Here is a 19,115-nt window from a genome sequence, read left to right on the forward strand (position 1 = left end):
AACTCTCCCATTGGGTACTCATTAAGCTCCGTTGGGACATCGTGGGTGATGTTCAACGGCGATTATTATTCTCTCGCTACGTCAGTCTTAAGCCGACTTTGGACAAAAGTATATTCAAACAGGTGTTTGGTATCCATGGCTAGAAACGACAAAGCGGCGTAATTCATGATCAGAAAGAGGTTGCGAGTCAGATTTTGGCTGACTCGCACTGAAAAGAGGGTTACTGAACGATTTTAATCCACTCGCCTGTTTGGGGCTCGCCACGTGGATAGTAGCCATTGAGCAGGCGCAATTGTTCTTCTGAATACTTACCCAGACGCACATGCTGAGCCAGGCGAGAGAAGGTGGTGGAATCGTTGGCCTTCACATAGTGCAGGGTTTTCGATTTCGGGGTGCGCCTTGCAGGGCGTACCGGGCGGAAGCTGTGGATGGTGTTGAGGAACATCTCATCGTAGTCCACATCGGCCACTGGCTTCTCTGCTTCACATTCCAGGCTGTAAACCCGGCTGCCCTGGTAAAGCACCGCGACCCGGCGTGGGTTGGGGTTGTCGGCACTGGCGGGGATGATACCTGTATGGCCGTATAGGCCGTGTTGTTTAAAGGCTTCGGATTGCTTCAGCAGGGTGACATTAAACTGCTTGCGCAGATACTGCTCCGGGGCAATTTTTTCTTTCAGTCGGCTTACGCGCAGATCGATATGTGCGTGTTTATCTTCCGGTGCGGCAACAATCGAGCTGCGGGTGTTTTCCACTTTCCATTCGTCCGGATAGCGCAGGGTAAAGCCCAGTCGTTTGTGGGTGTAGTCGTTGTGCTCGCTTTCTGTGCCTTTTTTCGGCTGGTAGTTAATGCCGTAGATCATGCCCTCGGTTTTTTTGCGGAAGATATCTTCGTTGGTGATGGCTTCCTGATTTTCCGGCAGGGTGCCAGCTTTGGCGATCACTTCCTGCAGACGCGTATCGTTACGGGGGTGGGTAGAAAACACGCCGTGGTAGCTCTGCTGTTTTTTACCGGAGTCGCGGGCACGACGGCGGGAGAAGCGTTCGTGATCTTTAAGTACGCCAATCACATCGGCCATCGCTTGCGGTTCATAGCCGGAGTTATACAGATACTGAGCCCCAAAGCTATCGGCTTCCAGTTCCATTTCCCGACCGTAACCCATGACTGCGGCGCTGCTCCACAGACCCGTGACATCACCGAGGGCGGTATTGCCGGTGGTTAGCACTGAGATAATGGAGGCGGCAGTAGAGCCAACTTTGGCACCGGTTTTAGCGGCATCCTGACGCACGGCGTGACGTGCCGTCACGTGGCCAATTTCGTGGGCCAGCACGGCGGCGAGCTGGGCTTCGTTTTTAAGAAAACCAATCAGGCCGCGGTTGATATAGATATAACCACCGGGCAGGGCAAAGGCGTTGATGTCGGGACTGTCGATAATGGTAAAGGTATAGGCGATGTCGGGGCGGTCACTGTTTTTAACCAATGTCTGGCCGATTTCTTCGATATAGGTTTGCAGTTTCTCGTCCTGGTAGATGGCCATACCTTCCATCAGTTTTTCGTGAAGTTCTTTACCTTTTTTAATTTCAGAGTCTTCGCTCATCAACACCAGATCCGGGGTGCCGGTAGCGGGATTGATGGCACAGCCACTGCTAAAGGTCAGCAGTGCAGCGCTGCAGGCCGCGACAATCAGTTTGTGAGAACGCTTGCTTAGCTCTCTGTTAATTAACACTGGCAGTCGCTCCGTTAGGATTGAGGAAATTTCTCAACTGAGCCCCTAGGGCTTTACAGGCGTTGGTTTGCACCCGGGCAATCAGTGGAATGGGTACGACAATGGCCGGCATATAGGAGGTACCTTCGGCATCGGCGCTGATCTTGCCGTCCATTTCCATCTCTTCGAAGTCCCAAATGGTGGCCTCGTAGTCGGATTCTTTATCCCAGGTACCGAAGCCAAAGCAGCCACCACCGCCAGCGCCGATGGAGCAGCCGATGGAGCCAGAGCTGTCGGTGGTTTCGGTTTTACCGTCAATCCAGATCATATAGCGGATTTTGTAATCCTGAATACGCTGGGCGACCTGGGGTTTGGCCAACAGGCGGTTGATATCTTTGATACGCAGCGGTGCGGTACGTGGTTCAAACCAGGGGTAGAGGGAGTCGAGAAAATCGGTTTCCTGGATAACGCTGATAACCTTGCCCTCTTTGTCGTCGATCACGTCGGCAACACATTCGATCAGGCTGGGTTCTGTTTCGTAGTTACTGGAATGACGGCGACCGAGGACAACAACCGCTTCATCACTTTTGATGCTGACGGCATCCTGTTCGGCCACATATTCGTCGATGGTGACGGTGGTACAGGCGTGCAGGAACACGGTTGCAGCAATCAGTAGCAGGGCTATGGGCTTGTGCATGGCTGGTGGTCTCAAGTGAGCGTTAAATCGTTATAGCTTTCTCTTAAGCATAGTCAAAAACCGACGATTCTTGGGTGAATAATCTGTGTCTGTCGCTTAATTCAACCGCTAGGCGTTCAGCTGCCATTAGTAACGGTTTGCCTTGCCGCCTGGGTGGCAGGGTGGTTGTCCAGCCAGTGCTTGAGTTCTGGCACCCTGGGCATGGCGATAGACAGGTTGGCGCCCAGATCACGCAGGGCGACCTCTACGGCGGCATCCATGGCCTCCTCATCGGACTGCATAAAGGCCGTGGGGGTTTTGCCGTAGGCGGTTACTATCCAGTCGGCGATCAGATTGCCTTCCGGATCCATGGCGGTGAGGTTGTATTTGATCCACACCTCAAACACCTTGAATTTGGTTTCCCGCGGGATAGCGTATTGGAATTCATTGACCTGGGGGTGCAGCACCAGATCCACATTGACCGGCGCTTCGGCTGTGGGCAGGCTTTTTAATTCGTGGGATTGATTGAAGACATGGGGCAGTACCTGGTTAAACAGCTCGACCTGCGCGGGCCCGCTGGTAATTATCCACTTGGAGCGGTCTTCAGTATCTTCTGTGTGGGTGTACTGGCGGAATTCTTCATCAAAATACACGCCGATGGTTTGCGGCAGAGGTTCAACCAGCGGGGCCGGGAAGTCGGCATCAACCACCAGGTCATTGGTACAACCGGCCAGCGTTAACAGCAGGAGCAAACTGGCTGAACGAAGACGTTGCCAGAAGGCGAAATAGTGTTTCATGGTCAACTCCTGTATCCGTGTTAGGGACTAATTTGTGCATTAGGGCCGGTAATCGTTCAGCCCCACAAAGGTACCACCGTTACGATAGGTCAGCTCACGCATCAATGCGGCAAAGCGGATACCTGTCGTTTGTAAATGTGCCGGTCTGGCAAATTGCACCGGGAAACCAACCGCGTGAATACGTACCATGCGTTCCTTGTCTTTACGCTGCTGGTTTAAGCGGTCCACCGTTCTTACCACGGTACGAATGGACTGCCCGGTAAATTCATCGCCCATGACATAGAGACTGATTTTTTTATCCGGGTCATAAAAACTGCGAATTGCCCGCTGAATACCTTCCACCGGGCTGGAGTTACTGAACGGGTTCCAGGTACGCAGGCGTTTGATAATCACATCGCGGCGCCCCGGGGTATCGGGAATCCATTTGCCGCGGTAATTGGAGAACATATAGTCACCCATATCGTTCATTATCTGGATACCTTTTACCTGCGGGTAAATATCCAGCGTGGCGATAATTTCGTCCTGCAGTCGCTCCCAGCCGTAGTTAAACATACTGCCGGAGGTATCGATAATAAATACCAGGTATTCACTGTCGACGGGTATACCGCCAATCAGGCTGTTTTGGCGTTTGTAGTTTTCGCCCAGCAAGCGCTGCATTTCTTCGGTCAGGCTTTGCAGGGCCAAATAGAGTTCGCCCTTATCGTTACCTTCGCTGCTGGCTTTGTTGGCCAGCTGGGTATAGTAGTTTTCTATTTCCTGTAATTTGCTGCGCAAGATGGCAATGCGTTCATCTTCCAGGGAGAGTTGTTCGTGTTTGGCATCCAGGTCGCGGTTCAGAATCGTGGTCTCGCCACGAATTTCAAATAACTGCTGTTGCAAGTGGGCAACCTGGGCATCCATATCCACGGCGGCTTTTTCAACTGCGACGGGCTCGGTGGTTTTAGTGATCATCAACAGCAAAACGATGGCGCCAAAGCCACAGCAGATCACGTCAAGAAAACTGACGTTAACCTCTTCTGAAGAGCGACGGTTACGTTTCATGGCCAATCCCTGGATGGGCTGATAAAAGCACCATCGGTTATTTGTGCCAGTTGCCAAAAGGCGGCGGCAGCCATGGGGTCACCTTCCATCGGTGCCAGGATGACATTGACGGGAATACCCTTGGGCAGAATATCCACGGCACTGTTAAACAACTTAACGCGGTCCACACCACTGATTTTGGTGCCCTTGGGTTTTTTGGCGCCTTGGGTGGGAAGGCCATCGGTAATTAAAAAGATATTGTCCGGTACCGGGTTAAGTTCAGCGATAGAGGCGAAAACATTTTCCAGATTGGTACCATCCTCTGGAATACGTTTACGAAGATTTAATACCGATTGTTCCAATTCCGCCGCATCGGAGACGTTTAACCATTGGCCCTGGGTGTCGCTAATGGCGGCTTCGATATCGGTATTAAAGGTATAAATTTGATAGCGGCTTTCCTGTGGCAACTGGGCTGATAACCAGTCGACAGTGGATAACGCACGTTGCCATTTAGCGGCTGTGCGTTTTACATCATCACTCATGTTGCGACGACGGATAATATTGACAATGCTCTCGTCGAGCATACTGGCTGAGCTATCCAGCAGGATCAAAATATGGCTGCCGCCGAGGTTTAAACCGGTTAAGTATTGGCGGTCACCCTGGCCGACATAACGGCGTACGTCGTTACCCTGTTCACGCTGGCTTTCCAGTTCTTCTTTCTGGGCGCTGAGCTTGCGAATTTCTTCTTTTAAGCGTTTGATTTCGGTTTCGTTATCATCGCCACTGATCTCGGCAATGGAGGCGCGGGTGGTTTCAATTTGCTGGTTGATCCGTCGTGCCAGGCCTTTGGCTTCAGCAAGGCGCTGATCCAAAGCGGAAAGTGTGTTGCGCGCGCGTACTAAACCTTCCTCGCCGTCAGTTATATCTTCCTCAAGCAAATTAATCTCGGCGGTCAGGTCTTGGTGTTCGGCTTCAATACGGTTATCCACATCGTGCTTAATGATCAAAAAGATCAATGCCACGGCACCAAAACCGCAGGACATAATATCCAGAAAAGACAAACTGAAGGTGGAAAAGCCGCGCTTTCTCGCCATGGTTACAGCTGCTCCTTGACGCTGATCAGGCGTAGCGTTTGCGACACATTGGGCAGTGTCAGTTCATCACCCACGGTCAGTGTGACAGGGGCGGTCACCGGGCGGTCATTAAGCAATATTGCTGTTTCACCTTGCAGGGACAGTCGGCCCTTTTCAATATGGGCGATGCTGGTGCCATTGGCCTGCTTGCCGATGGGTGCCGTACTGTGGTCTCGTAAGTAGCAGGTATCTGCCAGCGGATAGGCATGGTCGGCCCATAAAATATGACTGGGTTGGCTGGCAATGTTGGCTGCCGATGTGGGTTGCTGTTGAGATGTTGAACCCACTTGGCTGCTTAGCGAAGTGGTAAAGCTGATATTGTCTTTGCTTTGCTCACGCAACTGCGGCAGATGTTTGAGACAGTTTTTGGCCAGATCCTGTGTCGCCAGAGCCTGTGCTTGCGGTAGCTGTTGTGTAACGCCAGGCAAGGGCTGCCAGCGATCGGTATAAAGTGTTTGCCCGCCTTGGCTTAACTGTTGGACATTGTTGAGTAGCGGTTGGAAAAACTGGCTGACACAGTTATTGATGTCTTCCTTGGGTAATTGGATGCGCTGGTTTTCAACCTCAAGTTGAATGGCTTTCTGGCTGTGAGCCTGGCGTAACCATTGTGGTAACTGGTTGTAAAGCAGTTGTTCTGCGGCTGCTGTGTGTTTGGGGTCAAAGCGAACCTGGCGAATAAATTCACCGGATACATATTTGGCAAGATGATCCAGCAGTGACTGCCAACCCTGCTCGGGCACGATATGGGTTTTACGTCGCTCAATATTGTGATCAATATGCAGCTCAGTAACCAACGCCTGATTTAGTTGTAAATCAATCAGTAGATGATGTCCGGGTGTATGGTGTGCACTCGCTGCAGCTACGGCTGAATCTACCATCGCCTTCACATTTAACGACAACGACTGACAGATCCCCAGTAACAGAGCCAGTTGATCGCGGGAAAAACTGCCGGGAACTGCCAGCACCAGATCGCCTTTGTTCTTGATCTGCAGACTTAATTCCTGCAAGTGCATATAGGCCAGATCACCGAAGTGTCGTACCTGTGGATTATCGGTGTGCAGAGGTTCGGTATTAAGGTTTTGCCAGTATTGATAATGGGTGTTTAGCGGGTTGAGGCGTGCCTGGTTGCGGGCAAATTCACCTACAACTACACCGTCGGCTTGTACCAAGGCAAATCCGGGGGATTCATGTAAACAGCGAACCTGATCGCTGGCGCGAATTCCGATATCGTTTAATTCTATAACTGTGGCAGACATGAGGTGTGTTCTCTTCAATATGTGTCTTGCTAGTCAGCTTTAAGGAAACGCAGCAACTTATCGTCACAGTAGTTTTGGGTATCCAATACCTGGCGCTCTTGCATCAGCTGCAATTGATGGGTGAAAAACATCACTACAATACTGATCACCAGGGCAATAAAGGTTGAGTTGAAGGCCACACCCAGGCTGACGGTGACCCCGGCGATATCGCCTTCGACAGCGCGGTGTGCTTGGCCCAGTGCTTCACCAATACCGCGCACCGTACCAATAAAACCGATGGAGGGAATGGCCCAGGCGATATAGCGAACCATCGCCAGTTCACTGTCCAGACGTTCGCCTTCGTTATCACAAATTTCTTTAACTGCCGTAGAGGTGTCGCCAACATCGCGGGTGGTACTAAAACGCTGCAATGCTGTAGCTATCACTCGGGGCAATAACAACCCCTGCTGCTGAGTCGGTAGCGACTCAATCGGGCGAGAGAATTCCCGCGCATCGTCAGGAAGCACACTGCGACCAGAACTGATATTGAGTAGGGAGCGATCCAGCATATTGCGCTCCTGCATAGCCTGGCGTGCTTTGTAACCCATGATGGCCATGGCCCAGAGCATCAGTACAAAACAGGCTTCCTGTTCGTAGTCGCGCATCACCACGTAAAGGGAGCGCTGTACCACGTAGGCTTCCCCGGCAGCCTGGCGTTCCATCTGGTGCTGCAGGATGGCGTCGGCATTGGGGCGGATAATGGCCACGTAAATGGTATGCACCACAATGACAGATAACAGCAAGGCAAACAGCTGGTAGATAAAATCCGATCCTGTACTGCGCTTCATAATGTGTCCTTAAACGTAATATTAAATATCAATAGGGAAGGAAACCGATAAATCCTCAGAGACTTCTTCGCTAGGTACAAAGGTCTCGGATGTTTTTACATCGCCGGGTGGCGCCTGTTCGATGGTTTCCTGTTGTTTTTGTTCGCTGGTTTTTTCTTCAGCTTTGTCTTCCTGAGCCAAAGCGTGGCTGGTTGCCAGTGCGAACACTACATAAAAAATAAGCTGTTTCATCGTTTCTTAACTGGGGTCTGACCCGCAGGGTCAGACCCCGCCTTCTCCATGCTAGGGGTCTGACCCTTCGGGTCAGACCCCGGTTTAATTACTGCTGCTAATCCCTATTGTTTATCGACGTACCGGGCAATACGGAAGCCAACATCATTGCGCGGATCATTGCCGTAATCCCTAAACGACAGTCGCAATTCGGTAACGGTACCGTGCGCCCAACTGGAACCGCGAATCACATGGTGATCACCTTTGGCTGGCCCCATGGGATCCACTTCGGTTTTCAGGGATAGTCCTGTTTTAATGCCGTACAAATCATTGATCCACTCGGCGACATTGCCACTCATATCCGCCAGGCCTTTGTGGTTTACCCCAAATTTACCCACTGGCGAGCTGACAATATAGCTGTCATCGTAGGTGGCAATAATATTCCCCAGAATCGCGGCTGCGGAGCGATCAGCGTAGTTTCCCGCCCCCTGGGATGGCGGCATGGTTTTACCCCAGCTGTACTTCAGCATGGCACCTTCCTGTTCTCGTGCTGCCCAGGCCCACTCGGCTTCGGTGGGCAGGCGGTAGCCGTTGCTGTTGGCATTAAAGCCGGTGACCACACCATCTTCCAGGGTATAGAAGGGGGGGAGTTTTTCTTTTTCCGATAGCCAGTTGCAGTAGAGAGCGGCTTTCTGCCAGCTTACCTGTACCGCCGGATAATTTTCGTTGTTAAGGCTGTTGCCTTTGACATGACTGGATGAATGAAATTTTTCAAACTGGCGATATTGGGCGTTGGTCACCTCAGTGGTGGCGATATAAAAAGCGCGGTCCAGTCTGACTTCCCGCAGAGCTTCGTTTGCGCGACGGCCCTGCTCACGACGCGATGCGCCCATGGTAAAAGTTTGTCGCGGACGGAACAGCTTCAGGGTCTGGCCGGCTTTGGTGGTGATACTGCGCGGTGTATTTTTCCAGCGCTCCTGTTCCAGTGTCAGCAGGGTAATCGGGAATTGCTGGGACAGTTCCGGACGAGGCAAAACCGTTTGTACGTGGTCAGCGTAGCCTTCTTTGCTGATACGAATTTTATGGTTACGAGCGGGCAAGGTGAGTTTTTGATCGGCTCTACCCATCAGGCGGCCATCGACATAGAGCAGGGCGTCTTTAGGTGTTGCGCGAATGACAATATCACCCAGGTCGGGGGCGAGATTTACACTTAATTGTTTTTCTTCTCCGCTTAGTGCAGTTACCTGACGATGCTTGGGGGCATAGCCATCTTTAAACAGGGTGACCTTAACACGTTGACCGGGCGGCAGCGCCAGCTCCAGTGGCGTGCGGCCACGGTAGCTGCCGTTGACGGTGACACTGGCGCCTGCGGGTTGGCTGCGTACCATCACCAGGCCATCGGCTTTAATCAGGCTGACTTCCGGCAAACTGTAGTTTTGCTGGGCTTTGACTTTAATGCTGTGTTGCCAGGCTTTATGGCCGGCGAGTTTCAAGCGCAGGCGATGTTTACCTTCAAGAATCTCGGCATCAATGGGTGTGGTGCCCACACTCACGTCATCAACAAATAGTTCGGCGCCTGCTGGCGTCGATGTTAAGGACACAGTTCCCCAGGCGGGTTCCAGGCTCAGGTCGATACTTTGATGGGTATCGCGGCCCTCAATATCAATAGTTTGTTCCAGGGTTTTGTAGCGCTCAGCCTGCAGGGCCAACTGGTGTGTGCCCGCGGCAATGTCATTGAGCCGTTCACCGGTTTTACCGATGACTTCGCCGTCCAGCAACACAGTGGCTTCGGTATTACTGTTGATGGTTAGGTGGCCGGGCAGGCGACGCAGCTCCAAGTGCGCTTGTTGTGACTGTTGCTCAGTAATCGTGAGGGTTTCTTTATAGTCGTAATAACCTTCTGCGCTGGCAGTAATGTCGTGCTCGCCACTGAGAACAAGGTAGTGATCACCCACTTGAAAGGTCAAACCATCAATGTCGACTTCGGCATTTTCGGGGGTAGTGGTAACGATCAAGGAGCGAGCGGAAAACAGGTAAAGCAAAATCAGCAGGGCGATTAGCAGGACACCGCCTATACCACCTTGCAGAGGCGTAATCGCAAAACCGGGCTTTGACGTAGGCGCTGCAGCAGGCTCAAAGGCGGCGGGCTGAATCGTCTGGTTGTGAGCGCCTGGATCTTCCTTTTTCGTCATCCTATCGGTATTTCCTTGTTAGGTCTGTGTTTCTTTAACTGGGTTAAGGTCCGTGACAATCTGAGACATTATAGTTATATAAGACATAGTCTAATCTTAGCTTATTTTATATAAATCCCCAGTCCTGCGTATTCACTAGGGGCCCGGCTCGGCGGGCCTTGGTAAGTATTACAAAGAGACTTTTTCGCGGCACTGAATCACGATAGGTGATGTTTGGCCATTGGGTAACACAGTGAATTCCTGGCGTACATCGCGATAACCTTCGCGGGTGCCAACCAGGGTATAGCGACCGGGTTTCAACGCCATACTGCGTTCGGTGAAATTACCCAGCTTGCCGACCCGATACAGAGTGACCTGGGTCAGGTTATCAGACTGCAATTGTACGGTGATGGGAATCTGCGACTTTTCCAGTACGGCTTGCAGCAGGGTGGTTTGCTGTTGCAGGCGCGGCCCGGGTTTATTGATGGCTTTGGCATCACGCAGCAACCCCTGAGCCTGATTGTATACCGCATTATTGGCCAGGCGTTGCGGGTTGGCGATGGTCTGTTCCAGCTTGTCATCCAGGGTAGCTCTGGCCTGGGTGCGAATCAGGCCTACACGGGCTTTAACCAGGCTGTCATCGAGCTTGAGCGCCTGTTCGAAGTAGTTAACCGCATCTTGCCATTTTTCCTGCTGTTCCTGTTTGAGCGCCGTGGCCATATGTTGTTTGATCAAAAACTGGGTGTGTTGATTGTTGGCTTGCTCAATGGCTTGTTTGGCGGTTTTTTCCTGTGGTTTCACAGCCAGGGCCTGCTTAAAGGATTTCTTGGCAGCGATAAACTTTTCGTTGTACAGGTGGCTGTAGCCTTCACCCATTAGCTGGCTAAAGCGCTCGTCACGCAGGGTGGTTGTCAGCTGTTTCAGTTGCGCTTGTGCGGGTGCAAATTCCGGGTCGAGTTTAAGGGCTGCCTCGACCTTGTCTTTGGCGGCCTGCCACTGCTGATTAAGTTGCAGGTTTTCGGCTTCATCCAGTAGGTTAATCACATCGGTGAGTGTTTGGGCGCGGGTCAGGCCTTTTTGCGCGTCATCATTGTGGGGGCGTATGGCATTGGCCAGTTGGTAAGCGCTGATGGCTTGTTCGGCATTGCGCTCAGCAATGGCTTGCTCGCCGTCTTTCAAACTGTCAGTGAAAATGGTGTCTGCCATGGCCACTAACTGTTCTAGTTGGCTTAGGGCCTGCTCATACTGTGCTTGAGCCTGATCAAACTGGCGTTGGCGATAAAGGCTGTCGGCCTGTTCGGCATAACTCATGGCCTGCTGATAATTGGCTTTGGCCCACAGCTCGACTTGCATTGACTCCAGGGTTTTCTGTTTGTCGAGCAGTTTGGCGAGAATTTCCTGGGCTGCGCGCCGGGCTTTGGCGAGTTGGGCATCCTGCCAGGGAGATTCGTTACTGACCGCCGGGCTACCACCTGTAGGCGCACTGCCGGCCACACTGGCGGGGCCAGCGGGGTCTTCTGGTGATGCCGTTTCTATCGTTGGTGGTGTGACCAACTTGGGTAGCCAAAAGATAACCGCCAGTAGTATCAATGACAGGCCAATAAAGGCGGCTAGGGTGATTTTGTTGCGTTCCATCCAGGAAGTTTCAGTGGCGTTTACCTCTGAAATATCGTTCATAGGGTGTCCCGTTTTGGTCTTTTAACTGTTGTTATTTATTGATTGCTATTAATTGACGTTAGCGTCGGCGGCGCTGATGCCGGTATCAATACGATAAATTTCCTGAAGCAATTGGCGCCACTGTTCATACTGGTTTTCCACACTGCCCGACAGGGTAATGGTGCGGTCTTCCAGTTCAATAACCTGTGGCTCAATATCGGCTTCCAGTGAATCGCCGAGCTCCATCAGGGCTTCGATATGCATTTGTGATTCGGCGCGTTTATCGAAACCACTTTTAATCAGATAACCACCGGCGGCAACGGCGACACTACCGGCTGCGCGGCTGGAACCGTTATCGCTGCCAGCGGCGGCAACACCGGCGATAATGGAGGCAATACCGGCGATGGTGCGATTGCGGGCATCGCGTTTTAGCTCGCGCAATGCCATGACTTCGTCATAGCTCATTTTGCGCCATTCCTGATAGGAACCCTGCATTTCCTTAACAAAGGTGCCGTAGTAATCCTGCAGGGTATCGACAAACAGGTAGTCGCGTTCGCGAATCAGGCGAATGCGTTCCATCATAGGGTCGTTATCTGCCGGTAGGCGCTGAATACTGTAAGTGCCCTGATCACTTTGTTTCAGGTGTTCACTAAAAGCGGTGGGGGAGAAGTTCTGGGCAAATTTTAATTCGGCAACGGTGCGGATGCGCAGCAGTTCGCTAGAGGGCTGTTGGCGTCGATAGGCCAGCATGTCGTTGGCGATACGGTTATAGAGGCCTTGGAAAGGATCGGGTGCGTTATAGCCGCGATCAGCGGTGTAGGCGTATTTACTGGCCAGGGCTTCGTATTCTTTTTCAAACCACACGCTACCGGTGGCATCTCTGACGGTAACTAGCAGTAGCAGTTGTTCACCATCGGATTGCAGGATCTTGCCTTCGACATTGACATCGACGCTGCTCTGTTGATTGGGGATAACCCGCACAGCGCCCCAGGCTGAACTCTTTTGCAGGGAGGCCATTAATTGGTAAGGGATAAAGCGCGACTCGGCTTTGCGTACTTCGGGGAACAGCATGCGTTCATCGTCATCGACCGGGTTGTCGAGATTGGGATCGAAGATATGAATGCCAACATCCAGCAACTCGGATTCGGGGATTTCGGCAGTCTCCTGCACCACGGGGACATACTCGGTGCTCTTGATAACATTGCTGGCGCAGCCTGCAAGCCCTATAGCTAATCCTATGATCGCTAACAGGCGTAAACCGGTACTATGACTGCTATGTTGACCTATTTGTTGAAAAGACGCTTTCATGCTTCTATTACCTAGCCAAGTTGCAATAGTTATCAAGAGGTTACTTTTGGTTTTTGTAACGGCGGTATTCTTCCCACAGTTTTTCACGCAGTTCCGGGTCACTCTCTTTCATTGCGGCTTCTCGAATTTGACGAGCAACCACATCATCGTCACTGCCATCGGGAATATCCGGTGGTGGTGGGAAACCACGGTCTCCGGAACTATCAAAGTCGCCTTTGCGCTGGTTGCCTCCACCAGGGGGCAGGTTGCCGCCACCGGCATTTGATTCAGCACCTTCTTCACCACCGGCAGGTGGCGGAGGATTTTGATCACCCGGTTGTTGTGATTCACTGCCTTGCTCTTCGACGAAGGCTTCATCATAAGGTGTGCCACCGGCAGCCGCCGCTGCGGCTTCAGCCTCAGCTTCACTGCCACGTTGGTTGGCTCGGTTATGGATATATTCCCGCTCGCGCAGAATCATGCCGTCGTAGGTCGACATGGAGGTTTCCAATTGTGCATCGAGCACAGCTACCGCTTCGCTCGCAGTCATCGGTGGTGCGCCAGAGGCGCTGGCTGATGAGCTGGACGATGAACTAGATGATGAACTGGAAGAGGAGCTCGAGGAAGCGCTTGAGGAAGAGCTCGAAGATGCGCTACTGGAAGATGAGCTGCTAGAGGAGCTACTAGAGGAGCTTGATGACTGGCTCGACGAACTGCTGGCGCTGCTTTGTTCTTCTTCGGAAAAATCAATCTCGTCGCTCTGGCTTTCCGAGGCATCAGCCATAGGAGGCTCATCGGTGGGTTCGCTCTGCTCGCCTTCACTGGAAGCCTGCTGTTCGGCTTCTTCACCGCTCATCTCGCCACCGGCTTCTGTCCCTTCGGATTGTTCTCCGCTTTGCGACTGGCTGGCAACCTCGCCCGTCTGGCCTTCAGAGGATTGTGATTCCTGCCCGTCCTGGCTGGAAGCCGTGGACTGGTTCTGGGATTTATTGGGCGACTTTTGCGGTGAGGGCATGGACGGTGTCGACGGCGTGCTGGGTGAGGACGTCGACGGGCTGGGTACACTGGGCGTAGAGGACTGTTGCTGCTGTTGTTGGGTCTTGCAGCCTGTAATTGCCAGAGTGGCACTGATAGCCAGCGCCAGTGTGAGCTTGTTCATGGTCTTCCTTAATCCTTACCAGCGAAGTGCAGACTTGCGCCTGCACCACTTTCATTATGTTAATTATGTCATGTTGTCTTCTGGCGGTCGCCGCTGGTTGCGATTCTTATGCCAGTGACTAATGCCCTTTGGGTGGGAATACGTAACGGTGAGTCAGGTTTTGGGTTATCACCGGTACGCCACCTTCAAAGCGTGGTCTAAATTTCGCGTATTTCAACGACTTGCGAACTTTGGAGCGATTGCGGACGTTTTCAGGAGGATTGGATTCAACGATCTCTATATTCCTGGCCCGGCCATTCGCGGATACATCAAAGTTCACCAATACAAATTCGTTGTTCAGGTTACTGTTATCCACCTTGGTATTTAAAAGGGGCATATCCGGTAAGGCAACAGGTTTACTAAACAGTTCCTTGGCCTTGGCTTCTGTTTCCGGGTTCTGCGCCAGGTTGTCGTAGGCCTGTTGATACATATCCATGGCGGTATGCCAGCGGTTAAATAGCAGGTGCCAATCTGCCAGCTCAACTTGAGCTTCCATGGCGCCCGTGGGGTAAGCATCGGGGTTACTGGCATAAACATCATGAATGCGTTTAATGGCTTTCTTGCCCGATGAATAGCTATTCATAATGTACTGTTCGAGGCGGATCTGATCATCCTGAGTGGGCTTCTCGCCGATCATCTGCTGGCTGGAGCGGCTCAGGCTACTGGCCTGGAAGGTGGCAAGGTAATAATTGGATACAGTAATGCCGCGCAAAGCATTAATTAAGCGCTCTTCGTGGCTTTCATTGTCTCCGTCGAAGTGATCAATAATTTTCACTGCCAGACTGTAGAGGTTATGGGCATTGATCAGATGATGGAATAGACCGCTGCCGACATTAAGAGAGTAGGCCTGAAGATGCCATTTACTCATTTTCTCGATAGCAGGTAGCATTCTGGGGTCATTTTCGCCGAAATTTCGCCTATGTAGCCAATACAGGTATTCATGGCTGTTGCTGGCGTCTTCCCACTGACCCTGGGCGATATGGCTTTCAATCAGGCGCTCAAGAATCGGTACCTGGCTGAGGTTATAGAGGCCGCTGTTGATACGGTTAACATGCATGGCCCGACTAAAGGTATCGACGGCACTCTCGTGATCACCATTATTTTGCTGGGCAATACCCAGGCCTACCAGGTGTTCGGAGAGTTGGGTGTGGTAAGGGCCATACTCGCCTTCCAGTGATTCGATATGCATCTGATAATCAGAGGCAGAGCGGCTATCGGCTTGCTCTGTGGTGTCGAAATGACTGTCAGGGGCCAGACCGTTGGCGCCTTCCGGGATATTCTCCGCTGCCGGGGCTACTTGAGGTAAAACACCTAAAGCGAGTAATACAAAAGCTACGGGGAACAGGCGCTGTGTAAGCATACGTCCTTGTTGCTGCGAGGTTAGAGTGACGCTGCTGTGGTAATGCATTTGCACGATCCCAAACATGTAATGACTGTTGTCAGGTTAAAACCTTACGTTAAACCATATACCCAGTTTATCGGCACTCAGATCACGAGATAAAGTGAATATCTGTGACTGGAATCTTGTTATGACAGCCATTTTTTCCGTTGGTTCTATACCTCGGGAAACGCGCTGCATCATAAACTGGGGTGTGGCATTCGAAGTTAATCAAAGTATAGCCAAGGCCCATTGGTTCGATGATTGAGTCATGGGGAGGGGGGTTGGGTTCTGGCACTTAAATCATTGCCCTATTGTTGTGCAGTTGCAGCTCAGGTAGGTAACCAATTACATGCGAAACCGGGATGTTAAGCCACCTTGGCATTTTTTACCGATGATCAGGTGTGTTTGGCTTGGCGGTTATTTATAGACGAGGCAAATATGAAGCGGCTTCAATATCACGAAATATTCTAGAAACCCCGGTTGCTTCAACACACTCAAGCAGGGTATGAGGGTTGAAAAAGGCGCCAAATCAACTGACCCAGGAGTCAGTTGTGACGCCTGAAGTTTCACCGGTCAGTTTCGCTTGAGGCCATGGTGGATGACACCATCAAGAGCTGCTTTTCTACCCAGATTTCAATTCTGAGTCCTTTGGCATAAGTCACAAGGGGTACTTGGCCCTGTTCGAGAACCGGCAACTCACCAAATACATCGGGCAGGTATTCAGTTTGGTAGAGTGTGGTGTGTGGATCCTGCGCATCACCGTAGCGCAATTGCGCGGCGGTAATACTTTGTATCGAGCAATAGCGACCACCGATTAATGTGTAGCTTGATACTCCCTGTTGTGATTGAAAATATGTTGAAGGCGTTGGTATAAATTCCAGTTGCGTGAAAAATTTCTGCATGTCATTAAAGTGATGACTTTTCACATCCAGTGGTTTCATTTTGATATGGTTTTTTGCCACTTCATTGGCAATGGCTGTAATTAAATTTTCTTGCGATTTTATCGCGGGTTGTAATTGTGTTAACACAAAGGTTAGTAATGCCGCGATAAAGAATACACTGGCAACCATACTGAGGCGATAACGTAATAGTGCAGGTTTTTTCGATGTTTTGTTATTTTCTGAGGTGGCAAACTGCTGTTGCAACTGCTGTAAATTAACCAGCTGTGCCTCGTCGAGTTGCTGTTCAGCAAAAAAATCCTGACTGGATTGGCGAAGTGTTTTTTTCATGTCTTTTTTCATAGCTGCGCCTCACCCGTAGTGGAATCATCTGCAGGATTCAGGTGTTTTACTTTCTCTCTCAAACGATAGAGGCGGGATAATATTGTGCCGCGGGGTTGATCAAGTTCGATACTGATTTCCTGGGCACTGTATTCCAATACTCCCCATAGATAGAGTACTTCCCGCTCGGCAGTATTGAGTTGTTGCCACAGTAGATCCAATAAACTGTTACTGATAATGATATCGTCCAGGTTACGCTCGTCCGCCAGACTGGGGGCTGACTCTTCCAGGTTGTCGAAAGCTATGCGCTGTTGGCGACGACAGTCGTCAATATACTGGTTGCGAATGATTTTCCGCACATAGGCAGCAGGACTTTGCACCTTCTGTTTGGACGTTGAGTTTGAACGCAGCCATTTTTCCAATGAGGTTTGCAATAGATCCTGCGCGTTATCAGCATTGGCTGTTAACGAGAAGCTGTATTGATACAGCTGCTGTAACTGCTGATTACTTAACATGCATCACCTGGGATTTGGAAGCGATCGATCCAGCCGCATTCGATCCAGCTGAAGATATATTGATGCATAGGGGGTTGCCCTTCACTGTCCTGTAGCAACTGTTGTAGGGATGTGTTTTGTAACAATGCATTTGCCAAGCTAAATTCACTCTCGCTTATAGCGCTTATCTGCGGTTGGTACTGAGGCCTGTGTATTAGAAAATAGTAGTTATCCTGCTTATGGGAAAGATCCAAAGGCTGGGAGTTTTCGCTGCAGTTTTTGATGTTATCCACTGGCCATTGCGTATGCAGTGGGAAAATATCTTCAGCCAGGCACAGGCAGACGGCAGCTTGTTTATCGGCAGCTTGTTTATCAGAAGACAGCGCGGCAAATTGCTCGGCAGGCCATGCCTGTCGGTTCGGTGCATAGTAACTGCTATGGCAAAGGTGATCGAGGCGTGCGCTGTCGGCAAGGTAGGGCAGGTCTGTAAGCTCCTGCTTTAATGGCAGTTGCGATTCCAGCCAATTTGGAAAGGCTGCGCCATAGCTATTCATATCCCGCTGCCGAGGTGGGTGCTGTTGAATAAATTCTGCACTGAGATGATCAAAATAAAGCTCACCTAATAACAAACTGATAGTGGGATAATGTTGCTTTAAGGATTGGCGTAGCGCTTGTAACCGGTTATTGCGATAAATTCGATGTGCAGTGCTCCCCAGCTTACCGCCAAATATCGCGCTTGTATTGTCGCTAATCGTTGTCGGTGAGGTTGCCGATGAAGATGATAGCGCCACCAGTTTTTGCTGAAGTTCACTTAACGGCATATCTGTTGGCCTATCATCGGAGGATGTTGAATATCTTCTGCCTTGCTGCGCTCAGCCAGTAGAATATCCAAGGTGGGTAACTCGCTGTCCCATTCGATCAGCGTCGGAATTTCGCCCATTTGATCCACCGTACCACGGTAGAGTTCCCAGACCGCGTTATCGATTGGGTGGTTATGGGCGTCCAATAGATAATCCGTTGGCGGCTGGGTATTGGAGTCTGTACAGGCTTGAAAGCCTGCCAGGTGAATTTCTTTTACCCGTTCAGTATTGATACGTTGCAGAAACTCCAGAGGGTCTTTTTGCTGGTTAAAAGCGGTGACATAGATGTTATTGATATCCAGCAACAGATAGCAATCAGTTTTCTCGGCAATGGCGTTAAGAAAGTCTGCTTCGTGTAATTGGCTATGGGTGTATTCAAGGTAACTGGAGACATTTTCCAGTAACAGTGGCTGGCCCAGAAAATCCTGTACTTGAAGTATGCGCTCACTGATATGGTCTATGGCTTCTTCGGTGTAAGGCAGAGGTAACAGGTCGGGTATATATTCGCCGTGAACTTCTGAAAAACTGCAGTGTTCCGAATACCACGCTGCCTGGGTTTGTTGCTGTAGGTCTTTAATACGTTGCAAGTAGTTTACATCTAAGGGTGTAATAGTGCCCAGCGATAAACCCACGCCGTGTAAGGTCACCGGATAGCGTTCGCTGATGGCCAATAAGTAGTCATGGGTTAAGCCGCCGGGTGTCAGCCAGTTATCGGCCAGGAGCTCCAGCCAGGGGATGTCGGGTTCTTGTTGCATTATGTCCGGGATATGGGGCGTTCGCAGCCCCACTCCCACACCAGCGATAGTGCGCTTCATGTCGAGTACTTTTTTTACAGGCTTAACTTTTTTACAGGCTATTTTTTGGCGGGTTTAACTTTGGCAACACGGCCGCCGGTAATCTTCTCGCAGGTGCCCTGAGGTACATAGACCCATTCTTGAGGGTGATTATCGGTTTTGGCCTGACCGGAACAGCCGTGGGTACCGTCCAGTGCGCCGCAATCATTCATACCTGCTTTGGCGATACCGGCACATTTTTCCCAGTGAGTGGGCTGATCGGGAACCGCCTGGGCCAAGCCAGCGCCGCCAACGGCGAGAATGCCTGCAATGGTCGTAGTGAGGGTAGCGTTTTTCATCGTAGTGATCCTTTGAGTCAATTGACGTGAATGGAGTAAAGGTAAAGACGACGCTGAGAGAGGTTTGATTGCAGGAAATATGAAAATATTTAGTT

The 19,115-nt window shown here is 51.1% G+C and carries 18 protein-coding genes; all 18 read right to left on the bottom strand.

What is annotated here, in order from left to right; all coding sequences use genetic code 11:
* Positions 1-220: 220 nt before the first annotated feature.
* The 18 genes from ACGHZ6_RS05445 to ACGHZ6_RS05530 all read right to left on the bottom strand — a co-directional run bounded on the left by ACGHZ6_RS05445 (position 221) and on the right by ACGHZ6_RS05530 (position 19,020).
* Positions 221-1,723 (bottom strand): M48 family metalloprotease, encoded by a 1,503-nt coding sequence (locus ACGHZ6_RS05445; protein ID WP_390617800.1) that lies wholly within the window; start codon positions 1,721-1,723, stop codon positions 221-223.
* Complete coding sequence (locus tag ACGHZ6_RS05450; RefSeq protein ID WP_390617801.1) at positions 1,713-2,399, bottom strand: hypothetical protein; 687 nt, start codon at positions 2,397-2,399, stop codon at positions 1,713-1,715. Before ACGHZ6_RS05450 ends, ACGHZ6_RS05445 begins: the two co-directional genes overlap by 11 nt.
* A 116-nt stretch (positions 2,400-2,515) precedes the next feature.
* Entirely contained in the window at positions 2,516-3,175 is a 660-nt protein-coding gene (locus ACGHZ6_RS05455; protein WP_390617802.1) for a hypothetical protein, read from the bottom strand.
* A 39-nt stretch (positions 3,176-3,214) separates the two neighbouring features.
* Positions 3,215-4,216, bottom strand: a complete 1,002-nt coding sequence (locus tag ACGHZ6_RS05460; protein WP_390617803.1) for a VWA domain-containing protein — start codon at positions 4,214-4,216, stop codon at positions 3,215-3,217.
* Positions 4,213-5,289: a VWA domain-containing protein gene (locus ACGHZ6_RS05465; RefSeq protein ID WP_390617804.1), complete on the bottom strand. Its 1,077-nt coding sequence runs from the start codon at positions 5,287-5,289 to the stop codon at positions 4,213-4,215. The genes ACGHZ6_RS05460 and ACGHZ6_RS05465 overlap by 4 nt, the downstream gene beginning before the upstream one ends.
* 2 nt (positions 5,290-5,291) lie before the next feature.
* Positions 5,292-6,584, bottom strand: a complete 1,293-nt coding sequence (locus tag ACGHZ6_RS05470) for a hypothetical protein (protein WP_390617805.1) — start codon at positions 6,582-6,584, stop codon at positions 5,292-5,294.
* A 29-nt stretch (positions 6,585-6,613) separates the two neighbouring features.
* Positions 6,614-7,411 (bottom strand): MotA/TolQ/ExbB proton channel family protein, encoded by a 798-nt coding sequence (locus tag ACGHZ6_RS05475; RefSeq protein ID WP_390617806.1) that lies wholly within the window; start codon positions 7,409-7,411, stop codon positions 6,614-6,616.
* 21 nt (positions 7,412-7,432) lie between these two features.
* A complete protein-coding gene (locus tag ACGHZ6_RS05480; RefSeq protein ID WP_390617807.1) occupies positions 7,433-7,642 on the bottom strand; it encodes a hypothetical protein in 210 nt (69 codons plus the stop codon).
* A 104-nt stretch (positions 7,643-7,746) separates the two neighbouring features.
* The gene (locus ACGHZ6_RS05485; protein WP_390617808.1) at positions 7,747-9,813 is read right to left on the bottom strand and encodes a PEGA domain-containing protein; all 2,067 of its coding nucleotides are present in this window, start codon (positions 9,811-9,813) and stop codon (positions 7,747-7,749) included.
* A gap of 168 nt (positions 9,814-9,981) precedes the next feature.
* Positions 9,982-11,469 carry a hypothetical protein gene (locus ACGHZ6_RS05490; RefSeq protein ID WP_390617809.1) on the bottom strand — a complete coding sequence of 496 codons (1,488 nt, stop codon included), beginning with the start codon at positions 11,467-11,469 and terminating at the stop codon, positions 9,982-9,984.
* A gap of 48 nt (positions 11,470-11,517) precedes the next feature.
* Complete coding sequence (locus ACGHZ6_RS05495) at positions 11,518-12,756, bottom strand: hypothetical protein (RefSeq protein ID WP_390617810.1); 1,239 nt, start codon at positions 12,754-12,756, stop codon at positions 11,518-11,520.
* Between the two features lie 40 nt (positions 12,757-12,796).
* Positions 12,797-13,894, bottom strand: coding sequence for a hypothetical protein (locus ACGHZ6_RS05500; RefSeq protein ID WP_390617811.1), 1,098 nt, complete (start codon positions 13,892-13,894; stop codon positions 12,797-12,799).
* Between the two features lie 118 nt (positions 13,895-14,012).
* The gene (locus tag ACGHZ6_RS05505) at positions 14,013-15,341 is read right to left on the bottom strand and encodes a hypothetical protein (RefSeq protein WP_390617812.1); all 1,329 of its coding nucleotides are present in this window, start codon (positions 15,339-15,341) and stop codon (positions 14,013-14,015) included.
* Between the two features lie 539 nt (positions 15,342-15,880).
* Positions 15,881-16,555, bottom strand: a complete 675-nt coding sequence (locus ACGHZ6_RS05510) for a hypothetical protein (protein ID WP_390617813.1) — start codon at positions 16,553-16,555, stop codon at positions 15,881-15,883.
* Complete coding sequence (locus tag ACGHZ6_RS05515) at positions 16,552-17,049, bottom strand: RNA polymerase sigma factor (protein ID WP_390617814.1); 498 nt, start codon at positions 17,047-17,049, stop codon at positions 16,552-16,554. The genes ACGHZ6_RS05510 and ACGHZ6_RS05515 overlap by 4 nt, the downstream gene beginning before the upstream one ends.
* The gene (locus ACGHZ6_RS05520; protein WP_390617815.1) at positions 17,043-17,849 is read right to left on the bottom strand and encodes a putative DNA-binding domain-containing protein; all 807 of its coding nucleotides are present in this window, start codon (positions 17,847-17,849) and stop codon (positions 17,043-17,045) included. The genes ACGHZ6_RS05515 and ACGHZ6_RS05520 overlap by 7 nt, the downstream gene beginning before the upstream one ends.
* A complete protein-coding gene (locus ACGHZ6_RS05525) occupies positions 17,840-18,703 on the bottom strand; it encodes a DUF692 domain-containing protein (protein ID WP_390617816.1) in 864 nt (287 codons plus the stop codon). Before ACGHZ6_RS05525 ends, ACGHZ6_RS05520 begins: the two co-directional genes overlap by 10 nt.
* 38 nt (positions 18,704-18,741) lie before the next feature.
* Complete coding sequence (locus ACGHZ6_RS05530; RefSeq protein ID WP_390617817.1) at positions 18,742-19,020, bottom strand: DUF2282 domain-containing protein; 279 nt, start codon at positions 19,018-19,020, stop codon at positions 18,742-18,744.
* Positions 19,021-19,115 lie beyond the last annotated feature (95 nt).

Origin of the sequence: Maricurvus nonylphenolicus, assembly GCF_042854845.1 — a bacterium.
GTDB lineage: Bacteria > Pseudomonadota > Gammaproteobacteria > Pseudomonadales > Cellvibrionaceae > Maricurvus > Maricurvus nonylphenolicus.

Excerpts from the sequence above, each read along its gene's own strand:
- ACGHZ6_RS05450 (WP_390617801.1), bottom strand. The coding sequence starts at position 2,399 with ATGCACAAGCCCATAGCCCTGCTACTGATTGCTGCAACCGTGTTCCTG.
- ACGHZ6_RS05455 (WP_390617802.1), bottom strand. The coding sequence starts at position 3,175 with ATGAAACACTATTTCGCCTTCTGGCAACGTCTTCGTTCAGCCAGTTTG.
- ACGHZ6_RS05460 (WP_390617803.1), bottom strand. The coding sequence starts at position 4,216 with ATGAAACGTAACCGTCGCTCTTCAGAAGAGGTTAACGTCAGTTTTCTT.
- ACGHZ6_RS05465 (WP_390617804.1), bottom strand. The coding sequence starts at position 5,289 with ATGGCGAGAAAGCGCGGCTTTTCCACCTTCAGTTTGTCTTTTCTGGAT.
- ACGHZ6_RS05470 (WP_390617805.1), bottom strand. The coding sequence starts at position 6,584 with ATGTCTGCCACAGTTATAGAATTAAACGATATCGGAATTCGCGCCAGC.
- ACGHZ6_RS05475 (WP_390617806.1), bottom strand. The coding sequence starts at position 7,411 with ATGAAGCGCAGTACAGGATCGGATTTTATCTACCAGCTGTTTGCCTTG.
- ACGHZ6_RS05480 (WP_390617807.1), bottom strand. The coding sequence starts at position 7,642 with ATGAAACAGCTTATTTTTTATGTAGTGTTCGCACTGGCAACCAGCCAC.
- ACGHZ6_RS05485 (WP_390617808.1), bottom strand. The coding sequence starts at position 9,813 with ATGACGAAAAAGGAAGATCCAGGCGCTCACAACCAGACGATTCAGCCC.
- ACGHZ6_RS05490 (WP_390617809.1), bottom strand. The coding sequence starts at position 11,469 with ATGAACGATATTTCAGAGGTAAACGCCACTGAAACTTCCTGGATGGAA.
- ACGHZ6_RS05495 (WP_390617810.1), bottom strand. The coding sequence starts at position 12,756 with ATGAAAGCGTCTTTTCAACAAATAGGTCAACATAGCAGTCATAGTACC.
- ACGHZ6_RS05500 (WP_390617811.1), bottom strand. The coding sequence starts at position 13,894 with ATGAACAAGCTCACACTGGCGCTGGCTATCAGTGCCACTCTGGCAATT.
- ACGHZ6_RS05505 (WP_390617812.1), bottom strand. The coding sequence starts at position 15,341 with ATGCATTACCACAGCAGCGTCACTCTAACCTCGCAGCAACAAGGACGT.
- ACGHZ6_RS05510 (WP_390617813.1), bottom strand. The coding sequence starts at position 16,555 with ATGAAAAAAGACATGAAAAAAACACTTCGCCAATCCAGTCAGGATTTT.
- ACGHZ6_RS05515 (WP_390617814.1), bottom strand. The coding sequence starts at position 17,049 with ATGTTAAGTAATCAGCAGTTACAGCAGCTGTATCAATACAGCTTCTCG.
- ACGHZ6_RS05520 (WP_390617815.1), bottom strand. The coding sequence starts at position 17,849 with ATGCCGTTAAGTGAACTTCAGCAAAAACTGGTGGCGCTATCATCTTCA.
- ACGHZ6_RS05525 (WP_390617816.1), bottom strand. The coding sequence starts at position 18,703 with ATGAAGCGCACTATCGCTGGTGTGGGAGTGGGGCTGCGAACGCCCCAT.
- ACGHZ6_RS05530 (WP_390617817.1), bottom strand. The coding sequence starts at position 19,020 with ATGAAAAACGCTACCCTCACTACGACCATTGCAGGCATTCTCGCCGTT.